Raw genomic sequence first — 13,421 nt, forward strand, 5'->3', positions numbered from 1 at the left:
TTTAAAATAGTTTTTATGCTAATGGAGGAACAAGGGCTTCCATTAGTAAATCTTCTTTTTTACCATTAAATGTTTTCGATATAGAGTTTCCATCTCTAGTTAATCCTTCAAAAACACCTTTATCAACTAAATCCCATAAAGCGTATTTTGCTTCGCCTTTAAGATTTATTAACCCAAAATGGTTTTCTGAGCCACCTTCATTTGCAGCATCTTTCCATTGTTCATCGAAGGCTTCAAAGTAAAAACAAGACACGTGTTCTTTATTACTCCATTCTCTAATGAGCTTATAATACTTTCCTGATTTGAACTCATCTGCGGCTTTTGATCCATCGGCTCCATAGGGCCCATTAGAAATTGTTGCCCAACCTGTTTCTCCAATATGAATAGGTTTGTTTACCCCTAAACTTTTAACAAAGTTTGAAACGCCTTCGTATTGCTTTGTTGCAAAATCAAGAGCACGTTGCATTCCTGATTCAATTTTTTCTTTATTTGAAAAATCCAATTCGCTATCTGGTACCAACCAAAAAGCAGGATTGTAGTGGGAGTTATGCATTGGGTATGTATGCATTGACACATAATCTACTGCCTTAATAAGATTTATTAAATCTTCTGTGTGATATATTGGGTCTCCGCCGCCCCACGATGAAAAATCATCTGAGCTCGTAATCCATAAATCTTTGGAAAGCTCTCCGTTCTTTTTCAATTCTTGTAGATGATTTACCCATTTTAAAATAACCTTAGGACGCACAAAATAACTGGTTGCCCAATGTACCATGGCTTCATTTCCAACGGCTATAATCTTAACGATATCTGGATATATTTTTGCTAATGCAACCGCTCGGTCTATCTCTGCGGCATTATGCTCGCTCTCAACTTCGTGGTTAGGAACTTCACCTGTCCATGCATTATGGCAATCAATCCAAGCGCCTAGCATAACATACATTTCAAAAGAAGGATCTTCTTTTTTCAACTCGCTAATAGCTATTAATAGGTTAGTAGCTTGTTGTAATTGTACGTTATATGTTCTTAAAACTTTAACCTCCATGGCCGCTAAGATTCTCATGTCTTCTTTAAGCTGTGGGATTGTAGGTTGTATATCTCTAGACTTATGCCTATACCCACCATAAGATATGGCTAAATAATCTGGATTACCTAAGATTTCTGCTGCTGTTATATGTTTTTGTTTAGTCACTTGTTTTCTTCTATTATTTAATATTTAATATTTAATATTTAAGTCCATAACCGAATTCGTATAATGGTGTTATGGATTTGTCCCAAAAATTAGGTCCATATTTATGGTTGAAATCTTCAACAGATTTTGGCCATGAATGGGGTAATTTTCCGTTAAAATTATATTCACCGAATAGAACTTGAGCTATTCCGTCACCTTCAGATCCTGGTAACCAAGCAGCAACAAAAGCATCGGATTGATTTATTTGCTCTGTTACTACTAATGGCCGTCCTGAAACTAAAACGACTACTGTTTTAATATCGTTTTCGGTATATGTTTTTATATATTCTTGATGTGCTTTGGTTAGGGTTAATTGATATGTATCCGTTTCGCCTCCTATATCTCCAAAAAATTCTGCATAAGGTGTTTCTCCCACAACAACAATAGCGACATCGGCATCTAAATGATTTCCTGTTCCATCAGCATCATATACAACATTTCCTTTTGCTGTTTTTTGAACGCCTTCTAAAATAGTTGTTGCGCCTTTGTAATTCTCATTTACGCCTTGCCACTCTATAGTCCACCCTCCAGATTGTAGTCCGGAATTATTGGCATGTTCGCCTACTACTACTATTTTTTCTGTTTGTTTATCTATTGGTAATAGGTTGCTTTCATTTTTTAACAACACTAAAGATTCTCGAACAATTTGTCTAGCCTTATCTCTATGGGCTGAAATTCCTATTTTAGAAATTAAAGTTGAATCTGGAAATGGGTTTTCAAATAATCCTAATCTATATTTCTGACGCAAAATTCTTTTTACGGCATCGTTAACTCTTTCTATTGGAACAGAATCATAAGCAACTCCGCGTTTTAAGCCTTCTTGAAATTCAAATAAATCGCCATCAACCGCCATTGCCATATCAACTCCAGCATTAATTATTTTATTTCTTCCAAATTTTGTGTAACCTTTCCAGTCTGTAACTACAATGCCATCAAAACCCATACTTGTTTTTAAAGTATCTGTTATTAATGTTTTGTGAGCATGCATATCTATTCCAGATAGTTTATTAAACGATACCATTACCGATCCTACACCTTGCTTAACTGCATCACGATAGGGTGGAAGTAAGTGATCGTTTATGTCTTGCATAGTTAGTGTTGTATTACCGCCTTCCGTTCCAAAATCGGTAGCGCCATCTCCTACATAATGCTTTGCCGTTGCCATAACGGTATTGGTTTTGGATAAATTTCCTTGATGGCCTTTTATTGATGCTCTTGAAAGTTTTTGCGTTAATGCCGTGTTTTCAGAAAAAGCTTCATATACTCGACCCCATTTTTCGTTAAATGGTATTGCTACGCATGGCGAAAACACCCAATTAAAGCCTGTTGCTTGCGCTTCAATAGCTGTTATGGTTGCTGCCTCTTCAACTAATTTATCATTTCTGGTAGCGCCCAATGCAATATTATGTGGGAAAACAGTTGCGCCCTCAAAAGTGTTTTGTCCGTGAACTGCATCTACACCAAATAACAAAGGAATGCCTAATCTTGTTGATAACGCCTTTTCTTGTAATTCAGTGAATTTTGCTTGCCAACCCATAGCGCCTTCGCCTGGATTAGGTCCTAATGTATGTATAACAGACCCTATACGACCTGCTAAAATTTCCTGATCTGCTAAACTATCAAAATGTCTAATTTGAGACATTTGTCCAATTTTCTCCTCTAAACTCATTAGAGATAATAAAGAATCTACCTTTTTCTCAATAATGCTATTAGGCTGAACGTTTTTTGGTGGTATATTTTTGCTAGAATTATAAGCATACACACATAGACCTACTAAAACAAGTTTTAACGTCATGTATGTATGCTTATTTTTCATATATAAATGCTTACTTTTTTAGGTAAACTATTATTTGACTAATCTCTCCTGTTCTCTCAAAAACTTTTTTGCTTGTTTGTGAGTCCAGCTCTAAAGTATCGAACTCTAACGTCGTGTTTTCATTGAATACAACTTCTAGTTTTTCTTCATCAGACAGTTTGTAAATAATTGGTACTTGACAGTATGTAAAGCACAGTGAGCCTTTTTCTAACTCGATGCGTTTTGATTCCTTATTTACATCGATATACTCTAATGTTTTTGGTTTTCTTAAAAATTCTTCAATTCTTAACAAACGTGGGTTAAATAACAATTTACCTCCAACTACATATACGCCCAACTCACCAAATCTGCTTAAAATATCTTCTTTTACTTGTCCGGTCATTCCAGGTTGTTGCGCACCTTTTGTTGCTGGTGTGTGCGAATATGGGTCTGTTGGTACTGCTCCGTATAACTCTGGAGATTTATGAACTCCTATTCCTTCATTAATTTCATAATAGTGGTCTAGTAGTTTTCCTATGGTTACCTCATTTTCACCTCGTTCTATGGCTAATAAACAGGTTTCTTGAGCGCTTAGGAGTAATTTTGAAACCATGTGCCAGTAAATAGAACCTAGTCCTTCATAACCAAAGAAGGTTCCTGAACGCCCTGTAAAAGCTTTATGATCAAATATATCTTCAAAAATATTCAGTATTTGCTTTGACTCTTTTTCAATTAAATCGCCATAGGTATCTTGTGATAAATTTGATAATGCTGCTTTTAAATTATCTGCATTATTGAATGTTCCATTAAAATGATAACGACCTTGAACATCTTGTTCTATGATCTGTTTGTTTTTATCTTTTAACAATTGCGTTAATAAGGCTGAAGCTTCTACTTTACTGGAAGCTATATTGTTTTTTACATCAAACCTAGGAAGCTCTTTGTCTGGATACAGTATGTAGCTGTATTGATCTGGTCTGAACAATGAACTGGCTTTTAATGCGTCTAGCACCTCTAATGAGGTGTCTCCGGAAATATATCCAGAACTTAGCACAGCTACTTGGCCTTCTAGCATTTCTGGTAAATATGAAATAGAAACTTCCGATTCGTTATCAACCGTCATTAAATTATAGGCATGGAATAAATTGTCATCTCTTTTATTCGCGTCTATACTATGATCCAAGTATTTTTTTGAGATTTCTAAAAATTGTAATAAGGTCTTTTTAGAAATGGTGCCTTTATCACTTGAGAAACCGTTTTCATAAATATTTAACCTATAGTCACTACCTGCAATACCAAGGGCATCTAATACTGTTTTTCTATCTGTATTAGAAACTTTCCCTGAAAGAATATGAGTGTTTTCGTTAAACGTGCTTAATACTTTATTAAAAAAATCAACCAGTTCTTTAGACACTTCGTTTTCTTCTAAAGGCGATTTTTTAATAACGTCTTCAAAGAAATTTAAAAAACGACGTAAATAATACAATGTTACCATTGAAACACCATTACCTACTAAGGCGTTGTTTGCATCGTTCCATTCTGGACGTTGGGTATTCATCCAAATACCGCCTTCTGGGATAAAGTTAGAAAGCTTAGCAAGGACGGTTGCTAATAATTTTTCTATGAGGTTTACTTTGTAAATAAAGTATGTTTTATCTCTTAACAAGGCTCCATCTGCTCCTAGTTCTAACCTTTTTTGTTCTATTTTTTCTTGGGATTCCTGATCGAAATCTATAGTGTCTTTTGGGTTTATTAGAATATCTGAATAGCTTTTTATTCTGTAAGGAACGTTTCCGTAAACAAAAATATCTTGATTAAAATACTTAGCTAATTTATTAGGGTAGTGGTTTTCAATAAACTCCAAAAACTTGAGTAAGTAAATAATTTGGTGGTCTCCCCAGTATCCAATGTAAGACCATGGATCGTCTGGTTCAATGGTTTCCCAATCAAAGCCATCTTTTGTTACACGGTAAGGGTTGTAACCATCAAAAGTTGTAGCGTTCAAGAATTTATGAATCATACTTTCAATAAACTCAGGGTAGGAGTGAGCAAGGGCTTCCCAGTTTTGGAAAATGTCTCTCCAGTTGCCTTCGTAATCTAATATTTTTGAACCATCTAACTCACTTGTTGTGTTAATTGAGAATTTGTTCCAAGGTCTACTTGGGTCGCCATGCCTTCTACTAAATTTAAGTGGCATATATTCTATGGCTAGCCTTTTAAAGTTTTTATCTTCATCTTGTTCTGCTAAACCTTTTAAATGATTGAGGCTGAATTTTTCAGGAAGATTATTTAGAAGTTCTTCTTTTTTCTTAAAGACCTTTTTGTTTGCAATCTCTAAATACTTTACAAAATCCCATTTTTCAATTTGATAGCCATCATCAAAGATACCTCCACGCATAATATTGAAAAGCGTATTAGAAAAATGTCTAGTATTTCTTAATTTATCGGCTGTTAATTGAAGTGCGTCTGATGCTGCATTTAGTTCTAATAACTTTTTAGACCCTAATTCTATATCGCTTTGTATACTGTCACTTAGATCCCCTTCATTTTTAATTAATTGCGCTATTTTGCTTATGGTAACCATAGATTGATTAACATCGGCTAAAATCATCCAATTTTGTTCTGATTCAGATTTTAAAGTTAAATCTGCACAGATAAAATAGGCCCCTTTTTCTGCTTTAACATCTACCTCTTGTTTTATTTCGATTCCCTTTCTAAAGTTATCTAATTGAGAAGATGATACTAAATATTTTGCATTTGTAATTCCTGTAGACCAAGCAATGGTTCCTTTAAGGGCTTCACTTGGTTCTGCTTTATCTACAATCATAGAACTCAGGGCATAAGTCCCTATTCCTGTGTTTTCATCTAATTCGCATTTCTTATAAGCGTCTACTAAATTACTTCGTTTGTTTTGTAAATCTTCAGAAACGCCATAGGGTAACAGGTTTTGAATACCATCTAATATCGTAACTTCAATATTTTTACTCGTATTGTTTATTATGGTAGATTTTTTAACAAAACCAAATTGATCACTTGTATTCCATGCATATCTAAAAGTAAGACCCAGATCCTCGTTAACTTCTTCAAAAACAACTTTATCTCCTAAACTATTTTTATATAAGTTTCTTTCTGTTTTATAAACGCCTGCATATGTGTTTGTAAGTGGCTCCCATAAAAATGTTTTCCCGTCTGCGTGTACTTGAACAATCGTTTTGCTTCCTGTAAGGTTAGCTGACTCAGTAATTTTATCATCTGTATAATATGGGAAAAGCGAGGAATCGCTATCTTTTCTACCTGCTGATAATCCGCCATTACTAGAGATAAACATCCAATGGTTTGAATCGCTAACGATACTCATAAAAAATGGTCTCATAGCATCGCTATTGGATATTTTATAGTAATTCTCGTTATCGAAATTTATAATGTTGCCCTCAACTTTTTTTGCTTCAAAAGACGCTTTTTTATCTCCTATGTATATTGTATTGTTATTCATTAATTTTAACTTTTGGTTTTGGTTTTCGACTAAGCCTTAATGTTTCTAATTTGCTTAAATTTGTTATTATTGTTTTATTCAACTTTAAATGGAATGTTTGCAGTTGCAGCATGATTATTACCATCATCTGCATAAGCAAACAATCTATACATCCCTTTTTTAGGGGATTTAAATTTTAATTCTCCGTTTTTATTACTTGTTATGTTAATATTTATACTTTCTGGGCGTTCTTCTTTGTCTCCACCATCTTTTAAATCTGTGCTTTCCAATAAAAGCTCCCAATTATAATTAATTTTATCATTTTCAAAATCCTGAATCTTTATAAAGGCAACTTGTTCTTGTTGCGCTTCTAAAATGATACTTTCGTATGCTGTTTTATCATTTATAGTAAAGGATTCTACTTGAGGTGTTCTGTTTTTTGGCCATTTTTTGTTCCAGATATAATGCATAACATCTACTGATTCGGTTTCTTTTCCATCTTCCAAAAACACACCGTACCATGTTGGTGTACGCTCTTGTTTTTGTCCCCATAAAAACACGTAAGACCCTAAGCATTGTGTTGTATCTGGCTCTATAGCTATTTCATATCTTTTTAAATAGTTAGCTGCTTTTACTGTACTATTTTCTTCAATTGGGATATCCCACGATGTTTTTGGTACTTCCCAATGTCCTGTGGCTCCCCATTCGGTTACCATATACGGCCGTCCTGTTAAACCATAATGTTTTAATATTTGTGGTAATTTATTAATACTGCCATATAATTGATAGGATAGGATATCGATATCTGCACAACGTTCTTTGATGTCTTTAACGACTTCTTCTGAAAAACCAGCAAGCGTTGTTGTTGTTGGATGGTTTGGATCTATTTCGTGAATCATTTTAGAAATATCGTTAACGGCATCCCAAACTTTTGAGTTGGTGTATTTTAAATTAAGTTCGTTACCTATAGCCCATATTAATAAAGCTGGATGGTCTTTAAATTCTAAAACTTCTTTTCTAATTCTTTCTTTTTGTTCTTTTACCGCAGCTTCATCATTATAATCAAATCCATGGCGTTCTCTGGCTACTTCAATACCCATGGTTACCATTAGCCCATACTTATGAGCTTCATCTAAAACTTCCTTACCGCTTTGTTCTCCATTTTCTGTTCGCCAAGTTCTGAATGAATTTCCTTTGTGTTTTGCTAAAGCTGGAATATTACCAAATTCCAATCCCGCGCCTTTAATATAAAAAGGCTGGTTATTTACTAATAGCTGGGATTTTCCTTTGGTATTATTTACAGTTACTTTAGTCACTCTACTTAATTTATTTAATTCTAATTTTGTTGTATTCTGTTCAGGTTTATCCGTTTTACACCCCATAAGGGTTATGAAACAAAAGCATAATGTAAAAATAGTATTCACCTGTACTTGTTTTAATTTGTAACGAGTTCTCTTTCTATTTGTTCTAATGATTTCCCTTTGGTTTCTGGTAATATTTTTAACATTACAAAAAAGCCAATACATGCTATTGCTCCAAAAATGAAAAAGGTTAATGCATTTCCAAAATTTGATAATTCCCAAGGAAAAATAAGTTGTACGACCCAACTTATAAATGAGTTTACAAAAGCTATAACACCTATAGCAAATCCTCTATATTTATTTGGGAATAATTCGGATAATAACACCCACATTACTGGTCCTAATGAAAATGCAAAACATGCAATAAACCCTAAAACTCCTATTAACACTAAGGTTGCGTTTATACTTGTTGCCGATTCTAAAATGGCACCATCGTTTTTACTATATATTTGATTTCCTAAGGCAGATTTCATATCGTTTTTGAAGTCTACATCATTTTCATAAACTTTATCGGTAAACGCACTAAGCTTATCAGCACCTTCGAATTGTAATTCTGTAATTGATTGTGATGTTAATTGATAGGTGGCTTGTTTAAAGCCGTAAGCACATAGCAATAAGCTTATTGCAATACCTGCTGTGCCAATTAAGAGCAAAGGTCGTCTACCCATGCGATCTATTAGATACATGGCAACAAATGTGAAAATAACAGTAATGGAACTTAACAAAATACCTGAAGCAAAAGCCGCATCTGTTCCTATTCCTGTCTGTTTAAAGATTGAGGTTGCATAAAAATAAACCGCATTTATTCCTGTAATTTGTTGTAAAACACCTACTATTAAACCTACTATTAAAACAAATCTTAAAGCTGGTTTGAATAAGTCTTTTAGTTTGACTTTATCTTCTGATTTTGTTGTGGTCCCTTCTAAACTATTTAGAATACTGTTCGTTTCTTGCTCAGCTTTTACCTCGCCATATACACTAACCAAAACTTGTTTAGCTTCTTCATTTCTAAATTTTGTAAATAGCCAACGTGGACTTCTTGGAATGAAGAATAAGAAAATAAAGTATAGTATAGCAGGAATTAGTTCAACTCCTAGCATCCAACGCCATACGTTTTCGTCTGTAAAAAAAGAATCGCCAGACGTGTTATATTTATTGAAGTAATAGTTGCTTAAAAATGCTGCAAAAAAACCGAGTACTATATTTAATTGTTGAATGGAAACGAGTTTACCTCTATTGTCTGCTGTAGAGATTTCTGCAATATATGTTGGCGCCAATACTAATGCAGCTCCAAAGGCTAATCCACCAATCATTCTTGCTATATAAAGCATTTCGTAAGATGTCGCGTAGGCTGAGAATAATGCTGATATGGCATATAAAAAAGCGACAACTATAAGTATTTTTTTTCGCCCTACAACATCACTTAATCGTCCTGAAAAAATCATTGCAATCATAGCTGCAAATGACGGTGAACTTACAACCCAACCTGATTGTATATCGCTTAAATTGAATTCGGGTCCTGCATAGTTCATAACGCCCGAAATAATACCAGCATCAAAGCCAAATAGAAAGCCCCCTAAAGAGACTACAAATGCAATAAGTATTAGTTTTTTAGACATTTATAATTTTAGTTCGTTAGTACTATGGTTTGGATGGCGTGAGGCAACGTTTTTAAGTTTGCTGTTTTAGATTGCATGGTCATTGTATAATCAATGGGTTTATCACTTTGATTCATGACAACAATTACAATACTTCCATCTTCGTTCTTAAACGCTGTGGTTAGCAATGTATTTACACTCGATGCGCTTACTATTCTTTTTGCGCCTGGGCGTATAAATTTTGAAAAATGCCCGATATAGTAATATGTATTGGTGAATGTTAGTTCGCCTGTATCTGTATTGCCATGAACTGGAGAAAAGCATAGGTTGCCTACATGATTTGGTCCTCCAGTTTGGTCTAATAGGATGTTCCAATCGGTCCAAGCCACTGTGCCGTTGTTAAAATCATTAATCATTGATTTTCCGTAACGTTCAGCCAACTTTGGGTCCTCATTTTCAATTCTTTTTATATCATAAGCTTCATTACAGCCTTCGGTAAATATTAAGTTTTTGTCTGGGTAAGTTTCCTTTACTTTTTTTACGGCATCAAACATTGGGATACCGTCTTTCCAATCTTCATACCAATGAAACCCTGTACCCCAAACATATTTTGCTGCTTCTGGGTCGTTTAATATAGTACTTGCCCGTTGGAACAATAAATCCCGATTATGATCCCAAACTATAATATTTTTATCTCCTAAACCTTCTTTTTCTAAAGTTGGACCTAGGTAATTTTTTAAGAAATCGCGCTCCTCTTCTGCGGTATATATACAAGATTCCCAACGTTGAACAGCCATAGGTTCGTTTTGGATGGTCAAGCCCCATATAGGAATACCTTCTGCTTCATAAGCTTTAATGAATTTTGCGTAATAATTTGCCCAAGGCTGATAAAATTCTGGTTTTAGTTTGCCTCCTTTTAGCATGTTGTTATTGGTCTTCATAAATGCTGGGGGACTCCAAGGACTAGCGTACATGGTTAATTTGCCTCCTGCGGCTTCTATGGCCTTTTTTGTAAATGGAAGCCTGTATTTTTTATCGTGTTCTATATTGAAGGTTTTTAATTCTGAATCGCCTTCTTCTATATAGGTATAGCTAGCTGTTGAGAAATCGCAGCTGTGAATGATCGTGCGACCTAAAGAATATCCTATTCCTGTTTCTTTATTATAATAGGCTTCTAAAAACTTGGATTGGTTGGTTTCGGTGAGTTTATAAAACGTTTCGGCGGCAGCATCTGTTAATGCTGCACCAATACCTAAGAATGTCTGGAACTCTTTTGAGGCATCAACAATAATGGCAGACTCTGTTTCAAGAGGTTGTTTAAACCCTTTAAATGTTAACGAATCTGTTAATGCTAATTTTAAATTGGCATTGTGCGCCGTAGTATAGACTTGACTTTTAATAGTATTTATATTTAAAGGTGTGTTTTCCTTAGCCTCTTTTAGTGTGGAAGGCTCTTCTGTATTTGTATCTGATTTGCAAGCAGAAAACAAAATCAAAGCAATTAACAATATGCTTTGATTTTTAAAAAAATTAGGTGTCTTTATTAATTGCATTTTAATATATTATTTAATGCGAATCTAAATAATCAACAGTAGGAATTGAAAAATTTAACCTCTACAAATACTCATTTTCAAGTTTTTAAAAATGTGCAGGTATTATGCTAATACCTGCACATTAATTATTAGTTTAATTCTTTATAAACTCTTATGTAATCCACTTCCATGGTTTGTGGAAATGGTGTGTTGGATGTTGGAAAACCAACAAAATCTCCACCAATGGCAACATTTAGAATAATGAAAAAAGGCTCATTAAACACCCACTCTTCTACATCTCCAGGTGTTATACGTTGATATAAAGTCTCATCTATATAAAAATCTATATAATCAACACCCCATTCGATAGCGAAAATATGAAAATCAGCATCAAATCTATCATTGATCAAGGCAAAGGTTTTAGAAACGGGAGCATCTTCTTGTGGATTAGCACTACTAGGTCCGTGTATACTTCCGTATGTTATATTTGGTTCTTGTCCTTTTATTTCCATGATGTCAATTTCTCCACATTCTGGCCATCCAACAGTATCAACACTATCTCCTAATAGCCAAAATGCAGGCCATATTCCTGGACCATAAGGTGTTTTAAGCCTGGCTTCAAAACGACCATAAGTTTGACTAAACAACCCTTGGGTTTTTACTCGTGCCGATGAGAAGTTTTCTAGAGCGGTTATTTTAAGCAACCCATCTTCAACAATAACATTTTCAGGATTGTTGGTATAGTTTTGTAACTCATTATTGGCATTAAATGGGCCAATGTCATAAGTCCATTTAGATTCATCTGGCGCTACTGGTCCTAGAGCAGGATCAGGATTAAACTCATCCGACCATACTAATTGCCAGGTTGTCCCCTTTGGTCCCTCGTCATTTTCATCACAACTTGAAAATGAAACTAGTAAAACGGCTAGTAGAATACTTTTTAATAACCTCATGCTATTAACTATTTTTTGTGATTTTATAATACATTGATTTAACATGTTTTCTTCTTTTTTATTAATAAAAGTAAATATTATCTATATAGAGATTAGTAAGTGTACTGTTTAGGTTTTCCCAGACAATGAATCCTAGGTTACTTCTACCAGTAGCACCCAAAGGCATATCAAAACTATTCCATTCCCCAGCTGTAAAGGATGAAATTATCATAGCAATTTCGCCATCATCACCACCGCCTTCAGCACCATCATCACCAAAATCTCTTAACGCCACTCTTAATTGAGCTCCAGCAACGTCACCAGGAATAAACACATCAAAGTGAAAAGTATCTTCTCCAGAAGCATCAAGAAGTCCATCCGTAAGTTGATTTCCTACGAAATTAAATTCTATATAGTTTATAATATCATCGCCAGCTATATTAAAGTCTGCACTTAACGTTGTTTGATACGGTTCCCAAAATAAGTTGCTAGTGTAACCTGAAACATTAGTATAATTATTACTAAATAGAGAGATAACATCTGCCTCGTCTTGAGTTGGAGTAGGAGCAAATAAGAACGCTCCTGCGGATTCTATTGTTAATGAACCTTGAGCTTCAAACTCTCCTAAAGACGCTGTTATAATTGCTGTTCCTTCGCTATTTACAGTAGCAATACCTAAATCGTTAACTGTGGCAACGGCTTCATCGGATGAACTGAATGTAAAGTAAGCTGGTGTTAATTCAATAGTTTGGTTAATTCCATTAGGCAAATTAAATGAAGCCCCTACCCCTGTAAGTGGTATTTCAACAGTATTAAAACCTGTGGTGGTTTCATCATTTCCATTTAAAATTAAAGGTTGGGCATGTGCAAAGGTTCCTAACTTCTCAAACTGTAATTCGTCTATCCAAAACGTATAACCAAGACCTTGTTCAGGGCCTTCAAAATAATAGAATAGACCTTGTTCTCCTGTTAGCTTTGAAGCATCAGGAATAGGAATATAATATTTTTTCCAATTTGAATTAACCGCTACATTTTTTAACGACACTCTGAATACACTACCTTGATCAGGGTTTAATCCGAAACCAACTTCATCAATTTCAGCTGGCATAGAGGATTTAGCCCAAAATGTTAAGGCATCAAACTCTGATAAATCGCGTCCACCTGCATAAAAAGTGGTGCCATCTGGATTAGCGCCTCCGGTAAAGAAGTTGCCCCCTGCAAAACTACCTGTTTCTCCTTCGGCTGGAACGGCAAATCTCATAGAAGCTAGTCCTTTGTAAACCACATCATTATCTACATTAAAATTATAAATGTCTCCAAAGGCTTGAAACTGCATGCCTCCACTAAAACCATCAATAAATACTTCGGCCGTTGGAGCAAAAGTAGCTGGAACGGCATCGTCTGATATATCTCTTTCACAGCTTAATGCCGTGATAAAAACCATAGCTAACAAGCATATCGTTTTTGTGTAACTGTTTTTTATATTTTTCATTTTCTATT

8 protein-coding genes are annotated in these 13,421 nt (G+C 34.7%); all 8 read right to left on the bottom strand.

The genetic code is table 11. The annotated features are described in order from the left end of the window. Nucleotides 1–13 precede the first annotated feature (13 nt). Nucleotides 14–1,192, bottom strand: a complete 1,179-nt coding sequence (locus ABD941_RS07630; protein WP_345273515.1) for a glycoside hydrolase family 17 protein — start codon at nucleotides 1,190–1,192, stop codon at nucleotides 14–16. Between the two features lie 31 nt (nucleotides 1,193–1,223). Continuing rightward, complete coding sequence (locus ABD941_RS07635) at nucleotides 1,224–3,026, bottom strand: glycoside hydrolase family 3 protein (protein ID WP_345273516.1); 1,803 nt, start codon at nucleotides 3,024–3,026, stop codon at nucleotides 1,224–1,226. A 31-nt stretch (nucleotides 3,027–3,057) separates the two neighbouring features. Further along, a complete protein-coding gene (locus ABD941_RS07640; protein WP_345273517.1) occupies nucleotides 3,058–6,519 on the bottom strand; it encodes a hypothetical protein in 3,462 nt (1,153 codons plus the stop codon). Between the two features lie 74 nt (nucleotides 6,520–6,593). Then, complete coding sequence (locus ABD941_RS07645; protein ID WP_345273518.1) at nucleotides 6,594–7,922, bottom strand: glycoside hydrolase family 2 TIM barrel-domain containing protein; 1,329 nt, start codon at nucleotides 7,920–7,922, stop codon at nucleotides 6,594–6,596. Between the two features lie 11 nt (nucleotides 7,923–7,933). Beyond that, the gene (locus ABD941_RS07650; RefSeq protein ID WP_345273519.1) at nucleotides 7,934–9,478 is read right to left on the bottom strand and encodes a sugar porter family MFS transporter; all 1,545 of its coding nucleotides are present in this window, start codon (nucleotides 9,476–9,478) and stop codon (nucleotides 7,934–7,936) included. Between the two features lie 8 nt (nucleotides 9,479–9,486). Beyond that, nucleotides 9,487–11,010: a glycoside hydrolase family 30 protein gene (locus tag ABD941_RS07655; protein WP_345273520.1), complete on the bottom strand. Its 1,524-nt coding sequence runs from the start codon at nucleotides 11,008–11,010 to the stop codon at nucleotides 9,487–9,489. Nucleotides 11,011–11,138: 128 nt separating this feature from the next. Continuing rightward, the gene (locus ABD941_RS07660) at nucleotides 11,139–11,942 is read right to left on the bottom strand and encodes a glycoside hydrolase family 16 protein (protein WP_345273521.1); all 804 of its coding nucleotides are present in this window, start codon (nucleotides 11,940–11,942) and stop codon (nucleotides 11,139–11,141) included. 61 nt (nucleotides 11,943–12,003) lie between these two features. Further along, nucleotides 12,004–13,413, bottom strand: a complete 1,410-nt coding sequence (locus ABD941_RS07665; protein ID WP_345273522.1) for an Ig-like domain-containing protein — start codon at nucleotides 13,411–13,413, stop codon at nucleotides 12,004–12,006. Between the last annotated feature and the right edge of the window lie 8 nt (nucleotides 13,414–13,421).

It is taken from the genome of Flaviramulus aquimarinus, from assembly GCF_039543205.1.
Lineage (GTDB): Bacteria > Bacteroidota > Bacteroidia > Flavobacteriales > Flavobacteriaceae > Flaviramulus_B > Flaviramulus_B aquimarinus.

What these genes read in the sequence shown, in the direction of transcription:
- ABD941_RS07635 (WP_345273516.1), bottom strand. Translation starts at nt 3,026, where the DNA reads ATGACGTTAAAACTTGTTTTAGTAGGTCTATGTGTGTATGCTTATAAT.
- ABD941_RS07640 (WP_345273517.1), bottom strand. Translation starts at nt 6,519, where the DNA reads ATGAATAACAATACAATATACATAGGAGATAAAAAAGCGTCTTTTGAA.
- ABD941_RS07650 (WP_345273519.1), bottom strand. Translation starts at nt 9,478, where the DNA reads ATGTCTAAAAAACTAATACTTATTGCATTTGTAGTCTCTTTAGGGGGC.
- ABD941_RS07655 (WP_345273520.1), bottom strand. Translation starts at nt 11,010, where the DNA reads ATGCAATTAATAAAGACACCTAATTTTTTTAAAAATCAAAGCATATTG.
- ABD941_RS07660 (WP_345273521.1), bottom strand. Translation starts at nt 11,942, where the DNA reads ATGAGGTTATTAAAAAGTATTCTACTAGCCGTTTTACTAGTTTCATTT.
- ABD941_RS07665 (WP_345273522.1), bottom strand. Translation starts at nt 13,413, where the DNA reads ATGAAAAATATAAAAAACAGTTACACAAAAACGATATGCTTGTTAGCT.